Origin of the sequence: Acinetobacter sp. EKM10A (assembly GCF_011075215.1) — a bacterium.
Classification (GTDB): domain Bacteria; phylum Pseudomonadota; class Gammaproteobacteria; order Pseudomonadales; family Moraxellaceae; genus Acinetobacter; species Acinetobacter baumannii.
On sequence record NZ_JAALLK010000001.1, the window covers coordinates 23601 to 47651 of the forward strand.

At 37.6% G+C, this 24051-nt stretch carries 20 protein-coding genes and 1 pseudogene; 9 read left to right on the plus strand and 12 right to left on the minus strand.

The window, feature by feature from the left end:
* The first annotated feature begins 312 nt into the window (after nucleotides 1-312).
* From G9371_RS00125 to gyrA, 3 genes are all read left to right on the plus strand, one after another.
* A complete protein-coding gene (locus tag G9371_RS00125) occupies nucleotides 313-1062 on the plus strand; it encodes an electron transfer flavoprotein subunit beta/FixA family protein (RefSeq protein ID WP_000646179.1) in 750 nt (249 codons plus the stop codon).
* A gap of 17 nt (nucleotides 1063-1079) precedes the next feature.
* A complete protein-coding gene (locus G9371_RS00130) occupies nucleotides 1080-2012 on the plus strand; it encodes an electron transfer flavoprotein subunit alpha/FixB family protein (protein ID WP_000025985.1) in 933 nt (310 codons plus the stop codon).
* Between the two features lie 365 nt (nucleotides 2013-2377).
* Nucleotides 2378-5092 carry a DNA gyrase subunit A gene (gene gyrA, locus G9371_RS00135; RefSeq protein WP_000116449.1) on the plus strand — a complete coding sequence of 905 codons (2715 nt, stop codon included), beginning with the start codon at nucleotides 2378-2380 and terminating at the stop codon, nucleotides 5090-5092.
* Nucleotides 5093-5143: 51 nt separating this feature from the next.
* Here the strand turns inward: gyrA and G9371_RS00140 are convergent, their stop codons facing one another.
* From G9371_RS00140 to G9371_RS00175, 8 genes are all read right to left on the minus strand, one after another.
* Nucleotides 5144-6790 carry an ArnT family glycosyltransferase gene (locus G9371_RS00140; RefSeq protein WP_029423976.1) on the minus strand — a complete coding sequence of 549 codons (1647 nt, stop codon included), beginning with the start codon at nucleotides 6788-6790 and terminating at the stop codon, nucleotides 5144-5146.
* 9 nt (nucleotides 6791-6799) lie between these two features.
* Nucleotides 6800-7180, minus strand: a complete 381-nt coding sequence (locus G9371_RS00145; RefSeq protein ID WP_000457363.1) for a GtrA family protein — start codon at nucleotides 7178-7180, stop codon at nucleotides 6800-6802.
* A complete protein-coding gene (locus tag G9371_RS00150) occupies nucleotides 7180-8160 on the minus strand; it encodes a glycosyltransferase family 2 protein (RefSeq protein ID WP_001022407.1) in 981 nt (326 codons plus the stop codon). Before G9371_RS00150 ends, G9371_RS00145 begins: the two co-directional genes overlap by 1 nt.
* Complete coding sequence (locus G9371_RS00155; protein ID WP_001140935.1) at nucleotides 8157-8951, minus strand: ChbG/HpnK family deacetylase; 795 nt, start codon at nucleotides 8949-8951, stop codon at nucleotides 8157-8159. Before G9371_RS00155 ends, G9371_RS00150 begins: the two co-directional genes overlap by 4 nt.
* Nucleotides 8952-9215: 264 nt before the next feature.
* Nucleotides 9216-10307 carry an ABC transporter permease gene (locus G9371_RS00160; protein WP_000657700.1) on the minus strand — a complete coding sequence of 364 codons (1092 nt, stop codon included), beginning with the start codon at nucleotides 10305-10307 and terminating at the stop codon, nucleotides 9216-9218.
* Entirely contained in the window at nucleotides 10304-11434 is a 1131-nt protein-coding gene (locus G9371_RS00165; RefSeq protein ID WP_322909964.1) for an ABC transporter permease, read from the minus strand. Before G9371_RS00165 ends, G9371_RS00160 begins: the two co-directional genes overlap by 4 nt.
* Before the next feature lie 3 nt (nucleotides 11435-11437).
* Entirely contained in the window at nucleotides 11438-12559 is a 1122-nt protein-coding gene (locus G9371_RS00170; protein ID WP_029423975.1) for an HlyD family secretion protein, read from the minus strand.
* A 12-nt stretch (nucleotides 12560-12571) separates the two neighbouring features.
* Nucleotides 12572-14059: a TolC family protein gene (locus G9371_RS00175; protein ID WP_001142041.1), complete on the minus strand. Its 1488-nt coding sequence runs from the start codon at nucleotides 14057-14059 to the stop codon at nucleotides 12572-12574.
* A 379-nt stretch (nucleotides 14060-14438) separates the two neighbouring features.
* Here G9371_RS00175 and serC point away from each other — a divergent pair, with 379 nt between their 5' ends.
* Complete coding sequence (gene serC / locus G9371_RS00180) at nucleotides 14439-15518, plus strand: 3-phosphoserine/phosphohydroxythreonine transaminase (protein ID WP_001203181.1); 1080 nt, start codon at nucleotides 14439-14441, stop codon at nucleotides 15516-15518.
* A 57-nt stretch (nucleotides 15519-15575) separates the two neighbouring features.
* Here the strand turns inward: serC and G9371_RS00185 are convergent, their stop codons facing one another.
* Both G9371_RS00185 and G9371_RS00190 read right to left on the minus strand, forming a co-directional pair.
* On the minus strand, nucleotides 15576-15722 hold the full coding sequence (locus G9371_RS00185; RefSeq protein ID WP_000691795.1) for a hypothetical protein: 147 nt from the start codon (nucleotides 15720-15722) through the stop codon (nucleotides 15576-15578).
* Nucleotides 15723-15755: 33 nt separating this feature from the next.
* A complete protein-coding gene (locus tag G9371_RS00190) occupies nucleotides 15756-16697 on the minus strand; it encodes a hypothetical protein (protein WP_000795874.1) in 942 nt (313 codons plus the stop codon).
* Nucleotides 16698-16953: 256 nt separating this feature from the next.
* Between G9371_RS00190 and G9371_RS00195 the strand changes: the two genes are divergently transcribed.
* Together G9371_RS00195 and G9371_RS00200 are read left to right on the plus strand one after the other, a co-directional pair.
* Nucleotides 16954-17439, plus strand: coding sequence for a YaiI/YqxD family protein (locus tag G9371_RS00195; protein ID WP_001985538.1), 486 nt, complete (start codon nucleotides 16954-16956; stop codon nucleotides 17437-17439).
* 10 nt (nucleotides 17440-17449) lie between these two features.
* Complete coding sequence (locus G9371_RS00200; RefSeq protein WP_001140078.1) at nucleotides 17450-18358, plus strand: DMT family transporter; 909 nt, start codon at nucleotides 17450-17452, stop codon at nucleotides 18356-18358.
* 29 nt (nucleotides 18359-18387) lie between these two features.
* Here the strand turns inward: G9371_RS00200 and G9371_RS19405 are convergent.
* Nucleotides 18388-18468, minus strand: a pseudogene (locus G9371_RS19405) (PilZ domain-containing protein); the annotation flags it as partial.
* Between the two features lie 137 nt (nucleotides 18469-18605).
* Here G9371_RS19405 and G9371_RS00205 point away from each other — a divergent pair.
* The 3 genes from G9371_RS00205 to G9371_RS00215 all read left to right on the plus strand — a co-directional run bounded on the left by G9371_RS00205 (nucleotide 18606) and on the right by G9371_RS00215 (nucleotide 23038).
* Nucleotides 18606-19841 carry a lipoprotein-releasing ABC transporter permease subunit gene (locus tag G9371_RS00205; RefSeq protein WP_001984636.1) on the plus strand — a complete coding sequence of 412 codons (1236 nt, stop codon included), beginning with the start codon at nucleotides 18606-18608 and terminating at the stop codon, nucleotides 19839-19841.
* Entirely contained in the window at nucleotides 19834-20520 is a 687-nt protein-coding gene (gene lolD, locus G9371_RS00210; RefSeq protein ID WP_000049406.1) for a lipoprotein-releasing ABC transporter ATP-binding protein LolD, read from the plus strand. The genes G9371_RS00205 and lolD overlap by 8 nt, the downstream gene beginning before the upstream one ends.
* An 85-nt stretch (nucleotides 20521-20605) precedes the next feature.
* Nucleotides 20606-23038, plus strand: a complete 2433-nt coding sequence (locus G9371_RS00215) for a DNA internalization-related competence protein ComEC/Rec2 (protein ID WP_029423974.1) — start codon at nucleotides 20606-20608, stop codon at nucleotides 23036-23038.
* On the opposite strand, the gene G9371_RS00220 is transcribed toward G9371_RS00215, so the two are convergent.
* Complete coding sequence (locus tag G9371_RS00220) at nucleotides 22991-23974, minus strand: lysophospholipid acyltransferase family protein (RefSeq protein WP_001984639.1); 984 nt, start codon at nucleotides 23972-23974, stop codon at nucleotides 22991-22993. The genes G9371_RS00215 and G9371_RS00220 overlap by 48 nt on opposite strands.
* Between the last annotated feature and the right edge of the window lie 77 nt (nucleotides 23975-24051).

A 24051-nucleotide genomic window follows, 5' to 3' on the forward strand; every position in this document is an offset into this window, starting at 1 on the left:
TATATAGTCTAAAAACTATAAATTTTGACTCATTTTTGAGAGTCTTATCCCTCTGACTAATAAGGTAAATAAGATAAAAAGATAATAAAAATCAATGTATAAAATAGACTTTAAAAAGAATAAAATAGGAGTTAGATATGTATAAAATTTTTTTTATGAACTGATGATTTCATTTTTTTTGCCCCGTTCCAGAAAATTGTGACTTGACCGAAATGCCAAACACATTGCAAGATAGGGTACCTAAAAAATTTTAATCGAAGAGTTAATATACTTTTCTCAACATTTACTTTTGCTAGAACAGCCGAGGATTACATGAAGGCTCTTGTTGCTGTAAAACGTGTGGTTGATGCCAACGTTAAAGTTCGTGTTAAGCCGGACAATAGTGGGGTTGACCTTACCAACGTTAAAATGTCAATTAACCCATTTTGTGAAATCGCAGTGGAAGAAGCGGTTCGCTTAAAAGAAAAAGGAACAGTATCAGAAATCGTTGTTGTTTCTATTGGTCCTAAAGAAGCTCAAGAACAAATCCGTTCTGCAATGGCTTTGGGTGCAGACCGCGGTATTTTAGTTGAAACTACTGACGAAATTGGCGCTCTAGAAGTTGCTAAAATCTTAAAAGGTGTTGTTGACGCTGAAAAACCAGAACTTATCCTTCTTGGCAAACAAGCAATTGATGATGACTCTAACCAAGTAGGTCAAATGCTTGGTGCATTATTAGGCGCTGGTCAAGGTACGTTTGCTTCTGAAGTGAAAGTGGATGGCGGTAAAGTACAAGTGACTCGTGAAATCGACGGTGGTTTACAAACTGTTGAACTTGCACTTCCTGCAATCATTACAACTGACTTGCGTTTAAACGAGCCACGTTATGCTGCATTGCCTAACATCATGAAAGCTCGTAAAAAACCGCTTGATACTAAATCTCCTGCTGATTACGGTGTCACAGCTGGTACTAAGCTTAAAACGATTAAAGTTGAAGCGCCTGCAGAACGTAAAGCTGGTGTACAAGTGAAATCTGTGGATGAGCTTGTTGAAAAATTGAAAAATGAAGCGAAAGTGATCTAATACGGAAGGATAAAATCATGAGTATTTTAGTTATCGCTGATCACAACAACCAGACACTTAACGGTGCTACTTTAAACGTTGTTGCTGCAGCTCAAAAAATCGGTGGTGATATTACTGTATTAGTTGCTGGTTCAGGCGCTCAAGCAGTTGCTGACGCTGCTGCTAAAGTTGCTGGTGTGAGCAAAGTATTACTTGCTGACAACGCTGCTTATGCAAACCAATTAGCTGAAAACGTAGCTGGCTTAGTTGCTGACTTGGCTAAAGGTTACAAATACGTTTTAGCTGCTTCTACTACAACTGGTAAGAACATTCTTCCACGTGTTGCTGCGCTTCTTGATGTAAGCATGATCACAGACATTATTTCTGTTGAATCGGCTAACACATTCAAGCGCCCAATCTACGCTGGTAACGCGATTGCAACTGTTCAATCTGACGAAGCAATCATTGTTGGTACTGTTCGTGGTACTGCATTTGATCCAGTTGCTGCGGAAGGTGGTTCAGCTGCTGTTGAAACAGTTGGCGAAGTAAAAGATGCTGGTGTTTCTAAGTTTGTATCTGAAGAAATCGTTAAACTTGATCGTCCAGAATTAACAGCTGCTCGTATTGTTGTATCTGGTGGTCGTGGTGTAGGTTCTGGTGAGAACTACCACAAAGTACTTGACCCATTAGCTGACAAGCTTGGTGCAGCACAAGGTGCTTCACGTGCAGCAGTTGATGCAGGCTTTGTACCTAACGACTTCCAAGTTGGTCAAACTGGTAAAATCGTTGCACCTGAGCTTTACATTGCTGTAGGTATTTCTGGTGCGATCCAGCACTTGGCTGGTATGAAAGATTCTAAAGTTATTGTTGCTATCAACAAAGACGAAGAAGCGCCAATCAACAGCGTTGCTGACTACTGGTTAGTTGGTGATTTGAACGCTGTAGTACCAGAGTTGGTATCTAAGCTTTAATCTTTATTGATTAAAGTTAAAAACCCCTAGTTTTAAACTAGGGGTTTTTTGTTTTACAGTCTGAAGTTAGAAGTAAAAATTAGAAAATTTATGCTTTGGATGTTTGATTTTTATAAAATAAAATTCACATAGTTTTGATTAGGCATGAAGATAATGATTGCAGCTAAAAGAGTAGAATAATATGCAATTAAATTATACAAATATCACCAGATTGCCAGTGTAGATTCCGCACATTACAAAGCGCTTTTATGCTATAGTATACAGCTATATTTTTTTCGATTTTAGTTCACTTTCCGGAACTAAATTTTTTGCAAGATCAAGACATATAAACGGATAGAAATATCTATCTGTAAGAAGGAGTATGCATGAGCGTATCGGAAATCCGACCGATTGCCATTGAGGACGAACTCAAGCATTCATATTTAGATTACGCGATGAGTGTAATTGTATCTCGTGCATTGCCGGATGTGAGAGACGGTCTTAAACCTGTTCACCGTCGTGTGCTTTATGCCATGCACGAATTGGGCAATGACTATAACAAAGCCTACAAGAAATCTGCTCGTGTCGTTGGGGACGTAATCGGTAAATATCACCCGCATGGTGACTCAGCTGTTTATGAAACCATTGTTCGTATGGCTCAAGACTTTAGCTTACGTTATTTATTGGTTGATGGTCAGGGTAACTTCGGTTCGATCGATGGTGATAGCGCTGCGGCAATGCGTTATACCGAAGTCCGTATGACTAAGCTGGCACATGAGCTTCTTGCAGATTTAGAAAAAGACACAGTTGACTGGGAAGATAACTACGACGGTTCGGAACGTATCCCTGAAGTACTTCCGACACGTGTTCCAAACTTGTTAATTAACGGTGCTGCTGGTATTGCTGTAGGTATGGCAACTAACATGGCACCACACAACATGACAGAAGTTGTGAATGCTTGTTTGGCTTATGCTGACAATCCGAATATCTCGATTGAAGGATTGATGGAATACATTACTGGTCCTGACTTCCCTACAGGCGGTATTATTTACGGTAAATCAGGTATTGTTGATGCCTACCGTACCGGTAAAGGTCGTTTACACATTCGTGGTAAATACCATTTCGAAGAAGATGAAAAGACAGGTCGTACAACCATCGTCTTTACTGAAATTCCATATCAAGTAAACAAAGCAAGAGTTATTGAACGTATTGCCGAGTTAGTAAAAGAGAAAAAGCTTGAAGGTATTTCAGAACTTCGTGATGAGTCTGATAAAGAAGGTATGCGTATTGCAATTGACTTGAAACGCGGTGAAAACGCAGAAGTCGTTGTAAATAACTTATTCTTAAATACCCAGCTTGAAAACTCATTCAGCATCAACATGGTTTGTCTAGACAATGGACAACCAAAATTGATGAATCTAAAAGATATTATTGCGGCATTTATTCGTCACCGCCAAGAAGTTGTGACACGCCGTACCATGTTCGAATTACGTAAAGCACGTGAACGTGGGCATATCTTGGAAGGCTTGACAGTTGCTTTAGCCAATATTGATGAAATTATTGAAACCATCAAAACTTCTGCAAACCCTGCTGAAGCGCGTGAGCGTTTACTTGCGGGTGAGTGGGCGGGTGGTGGCGTTGTTGCACTACTTGAAAAAGCTGGTGCAATTTCCGTTCGCCCAGATGAAATTGAAGGTGAAGATCCAAATCGTCCATTTGGTTTAAGTGATTCAATTTACCGTCTGTCACCAACACAAGTAGGCGCAATTTTAGAATTACGTTTACACCGTTTAACTGGTCTTGAACAAGACAAGTTACATGCGGAATATACTGAAATTTTAGGTCAAATTGCTGAACTTACTGCAATTTTAAATGACTTTAACTTGTTAATGGGTGTTATTCGCGAAGAGTTGGCACAAGTTTTACAACAATATGGCGATGCACGTCGTACCGAAATTGTTGAATCTCGTGTGGATTTCTGCCGTGAAGATTTAATTCCTGAAGAGCAAGTGGTATTAACGGTTTCGCAAACGGGTTATGCAAAAACTCAACCTCTTTCAGACTATCAGGCACAGCGCCGTGGTGGACGTGGTAAGTCTGCAACCTCTATGAAAGATGATGACTTTATTCAACATCTGATTGTGGCATCGAACCACGCGACCGTACTTTGCTTTACCAACGTGGGTAAAGTGTACCGTTTGAAAGTATTTGAGGTTCCTCAAGCATCACGTGGGGCAAAAGGCCGTCCAATCGTGAACTTGTTACCTCTAGATGCAACAGAAACCGTAACTGCAATCTTGCCATTAACCGAGTTCCCGGAAAACCACTATGTGTTTATGGCGACAGCTTCTGGTACGGTTAAGCGTGTTGAGTTAGAACAATTTGCAAACATTCGTTCAAATGGTCTACGTGCTATTGAACTTAATGAAGAAGATACCTTAATTGGTGTTGCGATTACTGATGGTAATCAGCAAATTATGTTGTTCTCTAACGAAGGTAAGGCAATTCGTTTTGCTGAAACTGACGTACGTGCAATGGGTCGTACAGCGAAAGGTGTACGTGGTATGCGTGTAAGCTTTGCAAGCAGCACCTTAAGTGAAGAAGATGCAGATGTTGAAAATGATGATTCAGATGATAATGATGATTCAGCAGATTCAAGTCTAGTAAGTCGCATCGTATCGCTTGTTGTTGTGCCTGAGACAGGTGAAGTACTGTGTGCGAGTGCCAACGGTTATGGTAAACGTACTCCAGTAAATGACTTCCCGACCAAGAAACGTGGTGGTAAGGGTGTTATTGCGATCAAGACAAGTGAACGTAACGGTGAGCTAGTTGGTGCAGTTTCTATTGATGAAACCAAAGAGTTATTATTAATTTCTGATGGTGGTACGCTTGTTCGTACGCGTGCTGCAGAAGTTGCAATGACAGGCCGTAATGCTCAAGGTGTTCGTCTGATCCGTTTAAGCGAAGAAGAAACGCTCGTTGGCGTAGTTTCAATTGAAGCTGTAGAAGACGAAGAAGAACTTCTTGAAGGTGAAGTAGATACGACTGAAACTGATAGCGAAGAAGCTGTATCTAATAATGAAGATACTTCTGAAGAGTAAAACGTTTTAAAATAAAAAAAGGAAGCTTCGGCTTCCTTTTTTATTTCTGGTTTATTTCGAGGGATGGAAAATAAACACATCATAGTTTCTGTAATGCAAAGTTTTTACTGACGGGTCTTTAGTTGCAAAATTATGAGGTTGACTTACCACGATCAGATCTTGTTTTTGCATTAGAGCATCTTGAAGCTGCTGTTCGCTCCACAAGTACTTTTTGAGTTGCGGTTCAAATAATAAACCATCTTTAATTTCTAAAGAGGCGCTATCTGAATGCACAGTATCCCATTGATTTACCATATAAACAGGTTGCTTAAGTTGTAAAAGGAATGGAACATCATAGAAATAATAATTGTAGAAAACGATTTTTGTAGATGGGGCAATGTACTCAGCAAAATCTGTTTGGCCTACATTGTTTTTGGTATCTAAAATACGAACAGCAAATGGGACTGCACTACATAGAACAATTAAACTTATAAAAATATAAGTCAAATAGTTCAATTTCTGTTTTTTATATAGCCCAACTAACACAAGTGGAAGCACAATTAATAAGGCACCAATGAGATAAATAAATATGGCTTGGTTTTGGAAAAAAGGCTGATGTGCACGAATAAAATGTGGTGTTGCACTAACGCCAATTCCAACAAGTACAGTAAATACAGGAATACCCCAAGTCTGCAATCTGGTTTTATTACTGCTTTCAAGAACCTTATTCATCACAAGCGCGAAGAAAATGGCAGGAGGCGGAACAGCAGGTAAAATATAGCCTGCTAGCTTAGAAGGCGGAATAGAGAAGAAAACCGTAACAGAAACAAACCACCATACAAATAGGGCAAGTAAAGAGCATGATTTGTAATCTTTAAAAATGGTTTTTATAGACGTAAATCTACTCGCAAAAAGCCATGGTAAAAAACTGACAAATAAAATCATCAGATAGAAGCACCATGGCTGTTTGTTATTAAACTCTTTTGAACTAAAACGATTAAATTGTTGATCAATAAAAAAATAGTGTAAAAATTGAGGATATTTACTTTGTACTAAGTAGAGCCACGGACTAACGATGAGTAAAAATAACAAGATAGCCAATGGATTAAGAAGAGAAGGTATTTTCTTCCATTGCTTGGTGTAAATTAACCACGGTAAAAGAATCATCCCGGGAATTAAAATCCCAATTAAACCTTTGCTTAAGAAGGCTGCTGCACCAGCGATATAACCTAAAAATAAAATAGATTTCCGTGCAGAAATGGTGAAGTCAACAAAACATAAAACACTAATGGTGATCCAAGAGGCGAGCAGTAAATCATGGTTAATGTATTGGCTACTACCAAAAAAAAGCAGGTTAGTGGCTAAAATAATAACGGTAAGTTGTGCAACGTTTTCTGAAATATGTTTTTTTACAAATAAAAATAGTCCCACTAACATGAGGGTACCAGCCAAAACAGGTACTAAACGTAACACCCATACATGCACACCAAAAAGCTCCATAAACATAGAACTTAACCAATGTAGTAAAGGAGGCTTATGCATGAAAGGTAAGCCATCGATTCGTGGAGTTAACCAGTCTCCAGATTCGAACATAGTACGGCTAATATCTCCATAGCGACCTTCGTCTGGTACAGATAAGGGCCTAATCCAAGACAAAACAAATAGCCAAATTGGTAAGAATATTAATAAAAATTTGGAACTACGAAGCCATTGCTGCATACATAATCCTTAATGTTGGAATGCAAAAAAACGGTTAAGTAAAAAAGTCACCATAGATGTCAGAACAATTGCAGTACACACTAAGGTTGAAACAGGTACGTTAAAATAGAGGTTTGAAAGTAAAAGAAAACTTTCATTAAATAAAAAACCTAAGCCGGCAACCAACGTGAATTTCGGGAGAGTCTGCCGATGCGTAAGATGTTGTGCTTTAAACGTAAAAACGCGGTGCCCAAAATAGCTCACCCAATAGGCCAGTAGAAAAGCGCATAAATTGGCATATTGCAGTGCAACATGTTTCTTAAATAGAAGCATGGCTACACTATAATGAGTAAGTGCTGCTGCGGTCCCGGTAGTAGTAAACCGCGCAAGCTGAAGAATATGAGCAAACATTAGAAACTAGAGAACGTATTTTCTTGGTGGGCGATTGAATGTTCCTGCTTAGTACGAGAATGTTCGGTAGAAATAATATATTTTGGGCGGTTTTTAACTTCAGCATAAATGCGGCCAATGTATTCACCTAAAATTCCAATGAATAACAATTGAATGCCACCTAATAGTGTCATACCTGCCGCAAGTGTTGCCCAGCCCGGAATGGAAATTCCCTCAATCAAAGTTTTAATGATAATCCACACTCCGTAGCTCATCGCACCTAAGGCCAGAATTGCACCTAAGTAAATACATACGCGTAAAGGTAAATCAGAAAAACCCGTTAAACCTGACATGGCTAAGTTAAAAAGAGATTTTAAGTTGAAGCTAGAACGGCCATGTTGACGTTCTTGCTCAGAAAAATTAATGCCTATACTTTTAAAGCCAACCCAAGCATATAGACCTTTCATATAACGATTTTTTTCTGGTAATTGTTTGATGGCTTCAACAACTTTTGCATCGAGTAGCCGGAAGTCTCCAGCACTTTCTGGAATATCAATAGGTGAACTTAAGTTTAAAATGCGGTAATAAGCTTGGGTTAGAACACGTTTAAGCCATGATTCGGTTGTACGATTACGAATACCATAGACCATGTCATAACCATTTTTCCAAAGATTAATCATGGTTGGAATTGCTTCAAATGGATGTTGAAAATCAGCATCAATCAGTAGAGCGACTTCACCAGTCACATGGTCTAAACCGGCACTTAAAGCTGCTTCTTTGCCAAAGTTCCGTGAAAGCTCCAGCACAACTAAAGGATAATCCTCAATCATTGTTTGTAAAATTGGAATGGTATCGTCTTTACTTCCATCATCTACCACAATAATTTCATAGCTAAGATTTTGCTGTTTTAGACTATTTGCTAAAGCAGGAATAAAGGTTTTTAAATTCTCTGCTTCGTTGTAGGCTGGAACAACGCAGGATAAAAAGGGTTTTATATTCATTGCATTGCCCCTAGTCTGGTGAGCTGGATACCGTATTGTTGACAATCAAGTTGGAACTGAGCCGAACAGAAGTATTGATATTCTTGAATTCGGGCGTGTTGAATTGGATCTTGATCATTTGATTGTGCAAGTGCTGGATGGCACATAATCAGTAAATGGTCTTTTGCATTCGCAAGCCAATATTGATTGAGTTCGCCATAATTGGTCAGTTTGAAATCATAGATGCCAGCAAATTGGCCATTTTGATTAAAGTGATATGTCTGGCAAGCTTTTGCCAAAGAGTTAGAACCTAATGCTGAGAGCATACGAGTTTTAAAACGGTAAGGAGGGGGATTGATCGGCTGTTGTAAATTTCGAATCCAACCCGTAAATTTTTTCTCTTTTAGTAATTGCAGCAAAATATCACGTATAAATGGAAATTGATGAATATGTTGATGACCATCTATAAAGTCAGGTTGTTTTCCTAATACTGAAACAAATAAGTCCCATTGCTCCTCAATACATTGAGTGATTAATTCGCGATTAAGACTTGCAGACCATGCTCGGACTATAAGCATAGGTAAGGGAAAAACCAGATTACCCGAAGCGAAAGCATGGGTAAGATTTAAATGTAAACCGATATCAACTCGATCACTAAACGGTTTTAATTTGGCAGCAGCAGTTTCCCATAAATCAGATTGGGTCATACATGAGGTGGCTTGAAGCGCACCTTGTTCAATAAGTTGAATAATTGCGTCAGATATTTCTGCATTCATTGCAAAGTCATCTGCGCAATAGCACACCTTTGCCATATCTAAATTCCACCATAGGGCAGGGTTACAGAATTATTCTGCTTAGCTGCTGAAAAACTATACGTTTTTAATATGGAGAAATTTCCTTAATTCCAACTTAAAGTTTTCTTAAGGTTTTATGACAATTGATGTAAATTAATTATTTGAATTTATTTAATTTTTTATAAAATTTAAGTCAATTTTTTTAAGAAATAAGCTTTAACTATAAGATTTTATAGTAAATAAAAATATAATCTGTACACTTTGATTAGCCTATAAATAAGTTTATTTAGATACTTTTAAACGTGAATAGGCAGTAATTAAAAATATAACCCCAATAGTCGCAAGAAAAATTAATTTCGGGGCCACGACATTTAAAGGAACGCCCATTTGATTAAGTTGTACAAACATCTGTACGGCGTGTGTAGAGGGTAAACACCAAGCAAACCATTGCAACCATTCAGGCATGGCTTGATGAGGCCAGGCGGCGCCAGTTAATAAGAAAAGAGGAACTGAGCTAAATACAATAATATGACCAGCACGTTCCGGCATGTCTAAAAGTGAGCCAATCAGCATACCTAGTCCAATTACACAGCTAATAAAAATAGGAACAGCGACTAGCAAACCGATAAAGTTTCCACCGTGTGGATAGTCATTGAACCACAAGGTAAAACCAAAAAGATAAAAACTTCCTAAACAACCAATTGTAAAGATACTGGCAAAAATTCCTGCAAAACGAATAGGGGTAATTTTTTCATGTTGTTCGCGGTAACTTGCAACCAGCATGGCCAGACCTAACACAATTGTTTGGTGAATAATAAGTGATGCAACTGCAGGAAAAATATAACTACCGTAGCCTGAAAGCGTATTAAATAAAGGCATTTGGTGAATAGAAAGAGCAGGCTGGAAGTGTGTACGTTGTCCAAACCTTTCAATATATTCCTTTAAGGTTGCTTCAATAGAAGTGGCAAGACCTAACCCAATTTCTTTAGTTTTTAAAAAGTTGGTTGTGCTTAAGTATAAGCCGATTCCACCAGTTTCTCCGCGGCGTAAGCTCTGCGTTAAATTGCTTGGTAAAAGTAAAATACCATCGGCTTTTTGTTCGCGGACCATTTGTTCAGCTTCAAGAAAATTAGCAGTGACATCAACAATTTTAACATGAGGGCTATTGGCTGTTTGGCCAATGACTTGAGAAGTTAAAAGACTTTGTTCTTCATCAACAATGACGATTGGAATTGATTCTGCGCGCTCAGCTTTATAGGCTGTCGGATAAAAAAAGCTATAAAGAATGACGGATAAAATAAGTGTTGTGAAAACTGAACTGTTACTAACAATATCTTTAAATGTTTGAACGTAAGCCTTTAAAAATTCCTTCATGATGTTGCTCCTTGAACCAGTTTTTTAAGCAGCAAACAACTTAAAAAGAAATAAATAAGGCAGTAGCCAATAAGTATTAAGAAGGGAGACATTGAAATGAAAAGTGGACTTCCAATCACCCATTGTTCGGTCTGGAGCTTTGCATAAGGGGTGTACGGAATAATCAATGACCAAAATTTAGTGAAAATCGGTGCATTATTTAATGGTAGAGTAACGCCTGCAAAACTTAAAGAAGATCCGCCATATACTGCAATAAAACCAAAAGTTTTACTTAAATTTTTGGTCGCGAGAATGACGGTACTACTAATTAAAGCATAAGAAAAATAAAGCAAGAACTGAGCAGCTAATAAGAAACTTAGTGAACCTGCTACAAACCAGCCTCGAATTTCAACCAGCCAAAACATCCATAACCAAGTCCAGAAACAGAAAATAAAGCTATACAGCAAATTTTTAGCCAATAAGCCTTGAATAAAACTTTCTCGGTTCACCCACTGTGTTAGTGTACCGCGTTTAATTTCTTGTCCAATGGCAAATGCCACACAGCAACATAGTAATAAATGTAATACGGCTGGAACCATGAAGGGTTCTAAATAGAACTCATAGCTCATGCTCGGGTTATAAAGCGTTGAAATTTTGACGTGTGCTGTAGGTACATCTAAATAGGGAATATTATTTGCAAGATAATTCTGGCCAGCATAGTCTGCTAAAGCATTGAGAGTGCTGACTAACATCGCCGAGGAAATCGTGTTTCCGACACTAAAAAAAGATTGGTTAAAAGCAATACTGATTTGAGCATCTTGAGCTTTCACAAAACGTTTTTCGGCACCATCCGGAATAAAAACATAACCCCATATTTTGGTTTCATTGAGTAATCTCTCGGCTTCACTTGAGCTTGTAGTAATTGTTTTTACATCGACTGTATGATTTAGTGAAAGATACTTTCCAATATTACGGCTCAGTTCACTCTGGTCTTGATCAATAATGGCAATGGGTAAATGTTCAGCTTTACCTGCATAAAACATGCTGCTAAACAAAAAAATGATAAAAGCAGGGATGAGTGTCACCATACACAAATCCCATTTATTGCTTCTTAAATAGTTTAGTTCACGTAATATGCTGGCAAACATGTTTTATTTTTCTTCTTTAATTTTAAATAGAACACTCATGCCAACTTTTAAGTCTTTGACAGGACGCTCAGGCACCAAATGTAATTTAAAACTACGAATGTCATAACCACCGGTCTGACGTGTGGTTTTAATGGTGGCAAATTCGCCTTCGGCATCAATATTTTTCACTTTAAACATCACACTTTGATTCAGCGCAGGAATGAAACCTTCTAGCGTTTTGTTTTTATAAACAGAAGCGTATTGGTTTTCACCGACATTTAAACTGACCCACAAATCATCATCTTCTAAAATGCTGACAACAGGTACACCCATAGCGACGAGTTCAGAAGGTTTACCATAAGTTTTTGAAACTGTACCTGAAATAGGAGCGAGTAATCGAGTTTCTGCCTCAAGTGCTTGAGCTTCACTTACTGCGGCTTTTGCAATTTCAACTTGTGCGTCCGCTGTAGATTTCTGCTGACTGGTACTTCCGCGCTTTGCTCGAGCATATTGTTGATAAGCTGCTTCACTTAACTCTTGAGCAGAAGTCTGTGCTGCTAACATCTCATCTCGTCTTTGACGAGAAATAACACCTTGTCTATATAAATTTTCTCCACGTTGATAAGTGGTTTTAGCAAGGTTTGCCTGTGCTTTCATACTCTGCCAATTGGCATAAAGAGTATCAATATTTTCCTGTTGAGAGCCTCGGTCTACCGTAGATTGAAATGCCAAAGCTGATTGTAGAGTGGCTAAAGCTTGTTGTTTTTTAGCTTCTATTTCAGGGCTGACTAAACGAACAAGGGGCTGACCTTTGGAAATTTTCTGGCCCTCTTGCACATAAATTTCTTCAATACGGCTCGGAATCTTAGTGCTGACATGAACTGTTTCAGCCTCAACCCGGCCTTGTAATTCAATAGGCTTAGGTTGATAGCTTTTCCACAAACCGAAAATGATTAAACCTAATAGAGCAATAACCACGATCGCAATAATTAGTTTAATTTTCGAATTTTTAGGAGGTTGAGAATCACTTTTACTCGTTTTTACTTCTTGAGTATTGTCGGTTTGAGTATTTTGCTGATTTTGGTGATTTTCTGCCGTATCCGCAACAGGAGAATTTTGTTCTGAATGAGCTGAGTCTTGATTCATGTTATGCTCCCATTAGCGAATATAGTCAGTGTGTGGTTGAGTCACATAAGCTTTAAACTGGTCCATAGAACCATGGCTTTGCAACAGAGTTGCGAGCGACATGACATATTTATAAGCATTTAAAGCCATTTCTGTTTTTAAAGCACTTAATGCATTTTGTGCATCGATCACTTGAGTCGCTGTACCCATGCCTTCTCGGAAAGAAAGTTCCTGAATACGTAGGTTTTCTTGAGCTGCGCTGATATTCCTTTGTAATAGCGTATGACTTTGCTGTGCTGAATTGAGCTCGTTATAAGACTTATTCAATAATGCTTCAATCTCTTGTTTAGTTCGTTCAGTCATGAGTTCTGAAGCATAACGTTTTAACTCGGCAGCATGAATATTCTTATTTTTATCTACGCCAGAAAACAGATTGTATTTTGCCATGACACCTACAATCCAGTTTTCATTTTCATCGAGTGAATACTCACCAAAAGCGAAAAGACTCGGTTTTTTTGCTGCTTGTTGAGCCTGAATATTTGCATTTGCCAATTGAGTGTCTAACTGCATTTTTTGCACAAGGCTAGATTTTTGAGAGTAACTGCTTAAAAGAGATTCTAACGATTGGCTACGAACAGTATTTACAAAAAGAGGAGTACTTAAATCAGCATTATTTTGCTGGTGCAAAAGATTGTTTAAATTAAATTGGCTAGCATTCAGATTTGCCTGCGCATTTTGTAGAGTTCGTTCGGCATTGTTACGAGCAACTTCAAACTGCATACGTTGCCCTTTACTAATAAAACCTTGCTGTTCGAGCTTTAACGCATTGCTGTAATGTTTTTGCATTGCATTAAAGTTAAATAGACTACTTGCGACCAGTTGTTGTTGTAATTGCACATTAAAATAACTTTGTACGACTTCGAAGCGCTGGATATCTTGTTGTTGTTGGCTTGAAAGCTCGGAGCGTTGAGCCTGAATGTTAGCTATTTTTTTTGCACTAGTTGTTAACCCACCTGTGTAGAGCGGCATCACCACTGAAATAGATGGTCGGACTACTTGGTCTTCTACAGTCAAATTAGCGTAGTCAGGAAAACGGTTTATACCGTCATGTATGATTTGGTTTGAGCCTTCCTGAACTTGACCTAAAACATCTGATGGAATGACATTGTTCCACTGGGATAATTTATCATTGAGTCCTTGGCTTAAATCATTTTCAAGTTTTTGTTTAAAAGAGCCTAAGGGTACATCTGTTTCGCTATGAAAAGCATATGCTCTCACATTTAAATCAACTCTGGGGAGTCCTAAACCTTTTACCGCTTCGGCTTCTAACTGAGAGGCTTGTTGTAATGCTTGGTTGGCTTGAGTGCTGTATGAGCTTTTTAAAGCCTGTTGTTCTGCTTCAGCATAACTTAAACTTTGCGCATAAATAGGCGTTGTAATTAATACTCCCAATACCAACGCAAGGTAATTGGGTTTAAACAAAAAAGGACATTTAGACTGTCGATATTGATGTGTTGGCATTTTATATAACAATTTTTGATCATCCCTTATAGTTTAAATTTCTTGTTATTAAATTCAATTATCATATTGTTTATTATACAATTGTATAAAAGCACAAAATGATTTTGAGTTTATTTTTGCTTGATGGAAAATCATACAGCAAGTTTTTATATGTTCATCACAGTATGGGAAACTATATTCACAAGTCAAGTTGAACTTTATTTAATAAAACTTATAAAAAAATAAGTGAAAGCAATGAAATAAATAAAATAGTTATTGAAAAAATAGGCCTAAATACGCCCTAGCATTGGAATATTTACTAGAGAAGCTGCTGCAACCTTAAGCAATCTGTGGTTAAATGCCTTTTTTTATTGTGTTTCACTTTTACAAGGGAAAAATCATGCGCGCGTACAATTTCTGTGCTGGTCCTGCTGCATTACCTACTGCCGTTTTAGAAAAAGCTCAACAAGAATTGTTGGATTGGCAAGGTAAGGGTCTATCCATCATGGAAATGAGTCACCGTAGTGCTGACTATGTTGCTGTTGCGGAAAAAGCTGAAGCAGATTTGCGTAAGCTCATGAATATTCCTGAAAACTATAAAGTGCTATTTTTACAAGGTGGCGCGTCATTACAATTTTCAGCAATTCCTTTAAACCTACTTGGAAAAAATAACAAAGCAGATTATATCCATACTGGAATTTGGTCTGAAAAAGCTTTAAAAGAAGCAAAACGTTATGGCGATATTAATGTTGTAGAAGCTGGTATTAAAGTAGACGGTAAGTTCGCAATTTCTGAGCAAAGCGAATGGAACTTGTCTGATGATGCAGCTTATGTCCATTATGCTGATAACGAAACAATTGGCGGTTTACAGTTTGCTGGCGTTCCTGATGTTAAAGCACCACTGGTATGTGACTTCTCATCAAGCATTTTATCTGCTCCACTTGATGTTTCGAAATTTGGTCTCATCTATGCAGGTGCGCAAAAAAATATTGGTCCTGCTGGTTTAACAATTGTTATTATCCGTGATGACTTACTGGATCAAGCTAAAGCAGAGATTCCAAGCATTTTAAAATATGCCGATCAAGCCAAGAATGGCTCTATGGTAAATACACCATCGACTTATGCTTGGTACTTGTCTGGTTTAGTATTTGAGTGGTTACTAGAGCAGGGTGGGGTAGATGCTATCCACAAAGTTAACCTTGAAAAAGCTCAGTTACTCTATGGCTATATCGATTCAAGCGACTTTTATAATAACCCGATTGCCATTCCAAATCGTTCAATTATGAATGTACCATTTACTTTGGCAGATGAAGCTTTAGAAAAGCAATTCTTGAAAGAAGCTGAAGCAAATCACTTATTGAACTTAGCAGGTCACCGCTCAGTAGGTGGTATGCGTGCAAGTATTTATAACGCTGTACCATTAGAAGGCGTTCAGGCGCTTATCCGCTTTATGGATGATTTTGCTAAACGTAATGGTTAAATTATAAAATGAATAAAGCCCTCAAAAAGAGGGCTTTATTTTTATATAAATGATCAATTAAAAAGGCATAAAACCAAATTGATGTATCATCATTGCGGCTAAGAACATACCCAAAACGAAAAAGCAAAACGCACCAGTATCGACCCTTATACGTGGGTTACTAGTTTGAATGAGGCTGGTGGTTTGTTCAGGTATAATCTTCATTCAATAGCCTAATTTTTAAAATATTAGTGAAATTCAATTAGTTTCACTATTTTTAGCATAAATATTCGCCTGAATCCAGATATTGCCACGAATATATTCGCCAATATTAAAGTTTTTGTACAAATCATTTTTTGTAGCAATGCGCACTAATATGGCAGGAAGGTTGTCTTCTAAAACTAAAGTGACATCATAAAGGGTATATTCTGCACCCATAAATGACATTGAAGTTTTACCGACAATATTACCTTGGAACCAAGCTTCATCTTCTTGACCAAGATTTTCTCCATATAAATATGCAACCATTTTAGAAAAATCAACCGTTACAGGTTCTTGATCTTCTTTAGTTTTTGGTTGCCATTCATTAATCAGTTCTTGTAGGTTTTCGGGTGCAATTCCATTATGTTCAGTTAAAATCGCATTTAATGCACGGTGATGTTTAATTGACGCTGGATCATCTACGACAATTGTTTCTCCCGCAGGCACTGATTCTAATTCATAGGCCCATGCATTAAATTGGACTTGATAAGTTTGGGTTTTGTCATATTGGCAACGATTAACGCTAAATAAATTATCAAATGCATAAATCGTTGTACTTTTATTTAATTTTAAACTTAATACCGCTTGAGTAGCAGAGTCACAAGTAATGATGCGCTCAATTTGAGCATTATATTGATAAGGACTATCAAAACTCGGGAAGGCAGTTTTTAAAGCGCGAGGTTTTTGGTTTTCAACTGCAATAATTTGATTAATGGTGACCTTCTGACCTTGTGGGCCTTGAATGAGCCAAAAAGATTGATCCATTTCGTCTTCATTTTGGCATAAACCCATTGGCATTACAGGAGCATCAAGCGCTAGTCCAAGCCATTTTGGTACATCTGTCTCTGGATGGGAAGTCAGTAGATTCCAATGCTCTCCATGACTACCAAAATTTTGGTCGTTTACCGTAATAACTTCTGGACTGTTTTGATTTTTCATAGGTACGATTGATGTTGGGTTTATCTCACTTGATATATTAAATCGAGGGTAATTACTATTTTTCAAGTCAACATATGTAAATTCTCTTGTAAAAGCACGTATTTAGTTATTAAAAAGTTCTCCATCTAGCAAAACATGTGTTGTTAAGAGTGCATATAAATAATCATTAACGTATTGTTCAAATTAAATTTAAAAAACAAGTTTTATATTTAGCGCTATTCTCTAATGAAATGCATCTGTTAGACTTATATTTTTAGTGGAAATAGAGAATAACGTGCTGCCATTCAAGTTGTGGGTAGACGCAGATGCATTACCTAAAATTTTGCGTGAAGTCATTTTAAGAGCTTCGGATCGTTATCAATTAGAAGTGATTTTTGTAGCCAATCAAAATGTCGGTATTACTCCTTCAGTACGTATTAAATCTCTACAAGTTTTAAGTGGGGCCGATCAAGCCGATCAGGAAATTGTGAATCGTATGTCTGAAAATGACATTGTCATTACGCAAGATATTCCACTCGCAGCTCAAGTTATTGAGAAAGGTGGTATTGCGATTCACCCACGTGGTGAGGTGTATACCACAGCGAACGTAAAAGCACGTTTGCACTTACGTGATTTTATGGATACGTTGCGCGGCGCAGGTGTACAGACGGGTGGTCCACCACCTATTTCAGAACGTGATAAGCGCGAATTTTCTAGTGCACTCGACCAAACGATTTTAAAGCAAAAACGTAAAACTGCTTAGTGAGCCTCTTATGCCATCCCAAACCAACTTGGCTTCAACTTATGTCTTGCTTGTATTTATCTGGGCAACGACACCTTTAGCCATTGTATGGAGCGTATCTGACTTACATGTCATGTGGGCTTTACTGTTACGGTTTTATATAGCTTTGCCTCTGTCGGTTATTGTTTTACTTGTTCTAAAAACTTCTTTTCCAACTCATAAACAAGCTTTACATAGTTATTTTGCAGGGTCTTTTAGTTTAATCGGCTCGCAAATTTTTACCTATGCTGCGACCCAATATTTAAGTTCTGGCATGATTGCCTTGATGTTTGGTCTAGCGCCCATTATGGCTGGGTTGATTGGTCGTTTTGCTTTTGGTCAGCATCTTTTTAAATTGCAGTGGCTAGGTATGGCTGTTGCTGTTTGTGGACTAGCGATCATTTGTTTAAATGGTTCAAATCAACATGTGCATCCATTTGGCATTGTCTTAATGTTGGTCAGCGTTTTTGTTTATTCATTTTCTATATTTTGGGTAAAGAAAGTGAATGCCAAAATTCAGCCAATGGCTCAGGCGACTGGTTCGATCTTGGTTTCTTCAATTTTGGCAAGCTGCCTTATTCCATTTATTTGGCAATATGCACCGACTCATTTACCACAAGCTAAATCTTTATTTGCATTAATTTATACAGTTCTGATGGCTTCACTTGTGGCTATGTTCTGTTATTTCAAACTTGTTCAGAATATAAAACCGACCACTTTATCGCTTACAACAGTAATTACACCAATGCTAGCAATGATCATTGGAGCTGTTTTAAACCATGAACAATTGTCGATTATGGTTTTTGTGGGAGCTTTCATTATCTTATTTGGTCTATTTCTATATTTTTATAAAGACATTCAAGCAAATCGTAATTTTGCTCAACATATTAAGTCTAAGTAGGAGAAGATGAGGGTAATTTGTTGAGCTTATTCATTAAATTGTTCTAATTCGTAGCTAAATGCATGATCAAATTGATCTCATATCTTAAGTAGTAGAAAATAGCGCAGCAATATAATATTAGGATTGTTAAGGATAGATCAGAACTTACTGATTTTTAAGCCTTAATACAGCATCTAACGATATGGCTAAATAAGAAGTGTGAATGGACACTTCTCTTTTTCCATCAATGACCTTGGATTTAGAAGGTATGTTTAAACCAATCTCACTGTATATAGGGTTGAGATATACTCGCGCTCGACGCAGTAATCATTTTATTTCTTTTATTGCATTGGTTTCGATGGTCGGTTTGACACTTGGTGTCGCTGTACTAATTACGGTACTTTCTGTAATGAACGGTTTCGACCGCGAATTAAAAAATCGTGTTTTGGGAATGGTACCGCAAGCGACAGTTTCATCGACGCAAATCCTTACGGATTGGCCTGAACTGGTTAAACGAGTTGAAAATCATCCCCACGTGACAGGAGTTGCACCTTTTACCCAATTGCAAGGTATGTTAACTGCTCAAGGGCAAGTGGCAGGTATTATGGTGACGGGTATTGATCCTAAATATGAAAAGAATGTCTCTATCATTCAAAACCATATTGTTGCCGGTAGTCTCGACTCACTTAAAAAAGGTGAATTCGGTATCGTACTTGGTAAAGACATGGCCGATTCGCTTGGCTTACGTTTAAACGATAGCGTGACATTGGTTTTACCTGAAGCGACTCCATCTCCAGCTGGTGTTGTACCTCGTTTTAAACGCTTTAAAGTGGTGGGTATTTTCAGTGTAGGTGCTGAAGTTGACTCGATGGTTGGATACATTGCTTTATATGATGCTTCAACCTTATTGCGTTTACCTGATGGCGCTCAAGGCGTTCGTCTAAAATTAGATGACATTTTTGCCGCTCCTCAAGTTGCCGATGACATTGTGAAAAATTTACCAAGCAATTTCTATGCAACCAACTGGACCTATACACATGGTAATTTGTTTAACGCCATTCAAATGGAAAAAACATTAGTTGGTTTATTGCTTGTACTGATTATTGTGGTTGCTGCATTTAACATTGTTTCGTCTTTGGTCATGGTCGTGACTGACAAAAAATCGGACATTGCAATTTTACGTACTTTAGGTGCATCACCATCTATGATTACTAAAATCTTTATGGTGCAAGGTACGGTTATTGGTGTGATTGGTACGGTTGCGGGTACGGTTTTAGGGGTAATTCTGGCACTTACGATCAGCGATATTATTTCTTGGTTTAATAATGTTCTCGGACTTAATCTGTTCGATGCCTATTTTGTACATTACTTACCTTCTTACTTAAGATGGCAAGACGTGACAATTATTGTGATTGTTTCTTTACTCTTAAGTTTCTTGGCAACTATTTATCCGGCGCTTCGTGCAGCCAAAGTTCAACCTGCCGAGGCATTGCGTTATGAGTAAAGTCGTTTTAGAAGCAAAAGATATTTATAAACATTTTGATGATGGTAAATCTAAGGTTGAAGTCATTAAAGGTCTCTCTTTACAAGTGGAAGCAGGGCAGTTTGTATCTATTGTCGGGGCAAGTGGTTCAGGTAAAAGTACTTTGTTGCATGTACTTGGTGGCTTAGATCAGCCAACTAAAGGACAGGTATTTTTGAATGGTCAGCGCTTTGATAATTTAGGTGAAGCAGAACGTGGCTTTCAACGTAACCAATACTTAGGTTTTGTTTACCAGTTCCACCATTTATTACCTGAATTTACTGCTCTTGAAAATGTAGCGATGCCTTTAATGCTTCGAGCAGACAGTCAATATAAGTCGGTAAAGGCACAGGCTGAATATTTGCTAGATCGAGTTGGGCTATCTCATCGTATGGACCATAAACCAGGTGAACTTTCAGGTGGTGAGCGTCAACGTGTTGCACTTGCTCGTGCATTAGTGACTAAGCCTGCGGTAGTACTAGCTGATGAGCCTACGGGTAACCTAGATCGTAAAACAGCAGTAGGTATTTTCGAGTTGCTCACTGATCTTAAGAAAGAACTCAACATGGCAATGTTAATTGTGACCCATGATGAGCAATTAGCTCAGGCAGCAGATTCAATCTTGCATATGGAAGATGGGCTGTGGGTAAACGGTTCTTAAAAAAATTGTCATTAAATCACATTGTTAAAGCCCACTGAGTTGGGCTTTAATTTTGCCCCTAAAATGATAATGACTAGATTTTTAAATGTTTAAGATTATTCTATTGGGGTGGATTGGCGGTATTGCATTGATGGGAATAGATTTCCCTTTAATCATGCAATATGAAAAAGTGGGCGAGGCTCTACTGTTACTTGCCTTTATTTTTTATCTTTATAAACGACCAATGTTCATTGATCGACCATTTTTAAAGGCAGTGTTTTGCTTATTATGTACAACAAGTCTTTTTATGGTTGGTTACCACTATGCTGAAAAAGCACTGATTGAACGATTAGAACAAAGAGAAACGGATACCCGAAATCTCGACATTATTGTCTATATAAACCGTTTAAGTGAAGAAAAAGATAATAAGGTTCAACAAACTGCACAAGTTCTAAATCTTTCTAAAGAACCGGTGAATTGGTTGCTATATTTAAAAAGTAATAATCAAAATTTATTAAAGAATAATCAGAATCTTGAATTAGGTCACTATTATCGAATATCTGGAAAAACAAGACCTGCGCATAGTTATGCCACCTCAGGAGCTTTTGATCAGGAAAAGTGGTTTATTCAGCGAAATATTATGTCTGGTTTTAACGTGAGATATATTGAGCCTTTAAGTCTCGATGAAATCTATCGATTGGGCTATCAGCAACATTTAAAAGAACAACAGTCTTTTTCCAATAGTTTTCGTTTAAATATAGAAAAACTTCGCTTAACTTTTAGGCAAATATTAAACAGCTCATCTCTACAGCAAAAGGGTTTAATTTTAGCTTTGCTGACAGGTGATGAAAGCCTTTTATCAGATGAAACTCAACTACAGTTCAAACAATTAGGAATTAGTCATTTATTGGCGATCTCAGGCCCACATGTGCTCATTTTTGCCATTATGTTATCTTGGGCATGTCATCAATTTATCAGTCGTTATTATCCTCAAATTTACTTATGGAAACCGAAACAGGTTTTGATAGCTGTACCATGCTGCCTTGGTGTTTTAATTTATACTGCATTTGTAGGTTTCGAAATTCCTGCACTACGAACATTCTTATCAGTCCTTATATTTATTGGATTTCTATTATTAAAACAACCTATTAAACCTTTTACATTACTCGTATATAGCGCAAGTCTACTGTTGCTAATGGACCCGTTTAGTGTGCTTTCTGCAGGTTTTTGGCTGTCTTATGGGGCATGTTTTATTTTAATAAGAATTTACCAAACTATAGCGCAGCTACCTGAGCAACATTTTTTAAGTCTGAGCTCAAAAAAGATTTTTATGAGTAAGGTGTTAATTGAATCTCAAGGCAAAATATTTATTGCATTGAGTCCCTTAACCTTACTTTTCTTTCAACAAATTTCTTGGGTTGCTCCATTAACCAATATTATTGCCGTGCCTATTGTTGGTGGTGTTATTGTCCCTTTAAACATCATGGCTGCTTGCGCATGGTTTGTAATAAAACCATTTGGAAATATGCTTTTTCATTTCAATGATATGTTGCTCAGTATATTACTGAGTTGTTTGGGCTTATTAGAAAAACTCTCTTTAACATTACAAGGTATAAGCTTGACGCCACTGTCTTTATTAGCGATTAGTTGTGCCATTATTATTTTATTTTTACCTAAAGGAATTCTGCCCAAAACTTGGGGAATATTATGTTGTTTACCCTTAGTTATTATGAACAAAACGAGTCAGCAAATTCAGCTTAATATTTTAGATGTTGGGCAGGGGCAGGCTATTTTTCTACAACATCCCGAACAAAACTGGTTAATTGACACAGGCGGTTCTTACGATGAAAAAATATTTAGTATTGGACAAAATGTTGTAGTGCCTTTTCTACGTCAGCAAGGCGTAAGACAACTAGATCATGTTGTGCTATCCCATCTTGATCAAGACCATAGTGGCGCGTTTCCTCTTATTCAACAAGAGATTCCTGTAAAGCAGCTTATTTCGAATGAACAATTACCAAATGATTTAAAGCAACCATTCCAATATTGCCATCAAGGGCAACAATGGCATTATCCTGAGTTAGATATTCAAATTTTATGGCCTAAAGAAAAAGATCTGGCTTTTGTTGCTTCTAACCAGAATCAATATTCTTGTGTTGTATATCTTCAATTTAAAAAAGTTGGTGGTTACCAAAATTTTCTTATTATGGGCGATGCTGGATGGGAAGCTGAATACAAGTTATTAAAAGATTATCCTAACTTGAAGATAGATGTGTTAGTGCTAGGGCATCATGGAAGTAAGCACAGTTCGGCTTATGATTTCTTGGCGACCTTAAAACCTAAACTGGCCATTGCATCGGCAGGGTTTGATAACCGTTATGGCCATCCTAGCCAACAAGTTATAGCACGTTTAAAAGCTCTACATATTCCGCTAAAAAGCACTGTGGAACAAGGGACCTTAAGTTTTGTGTTGGAAAATCACAAAATAGTTTTACATGACCGACGTTTGGATAGGCTCTGGTTGAGTAGAGGTTTTTAAAGCTTCTGCTTTGAGCCTATCTACAATTTTAAGTGCTTCTGTCGGATCGATATTATAGATATTGTCTAAAGCAGGGTTCGCTTTAAAACGTTTATAGCTCCAGTGATAGTGTTCTGGATATTGATAAATGAGTTGCTCAATCGCTTGATGGATGACATACGTTCCATCGTCCGCAGTGCCCTCATAAATTTTCTCATCCATTGGCTCGATATGCATGGTAAAGCCATCGTTTTCATTACGGATCGCATAAAGAAACAGAGCTTTTGCTTTAGTTTTCTGGATGAGTTTTGCGCTTAAATTACTTGAAGCAAGTGGAACACCAAAATAGTTCACCATATCTCCACCCACATTAGGGGTATGATCCGGCAAAATTACTGTCGTTTCACCTTGCTTTAATGCTTTAAAAATTTGTCTTACACCGCTTTCATCGGTAGGGACGAGATTCGCTTGTTCACGGCTACGGGCTTCTCGCACAAAACGGTCTGCATCAGCATTTTTAACTGGTTTATATAAAATGGTCATTGATGTGAATTGAGCACACCATGCATTCATGACTTCCCACGTACCAAAATGTGGAACAATAAGAACTACACCTTTTTTTGCTGCCAATGCTTCATGAAAAAAATGTTCACCTTCAATACGGTGAATGCGTGAGATATTTTTACTATTTGATGAGCCCCAAATACTTAAAAACTCAAAATATGAAGTTAATTCGTTTCTTACAGCTTTTTCTGTAATCGCTATACGCTGCTGAGGTGTTAAATACGGAAGCGCAATTCTTAAGTTAAGCTCAATACTTTTTGATGTTCTAGTAATTTTTAGAGTATTTACAAGTCCTGCTAACAGACGAGCAAGAAAACGCCCAAATTGAATGGGTTGGCGGCTAAATGTTTTGAGTAATTGATAGTTCATGCTTTTTGAATCTGGTCTAGTCATCTATAGCAGTAAGTAAGGAAGAAACAACAAGTAAAAAAAGACAAAAATATTATAAATGAAATCATATTATTTAGACA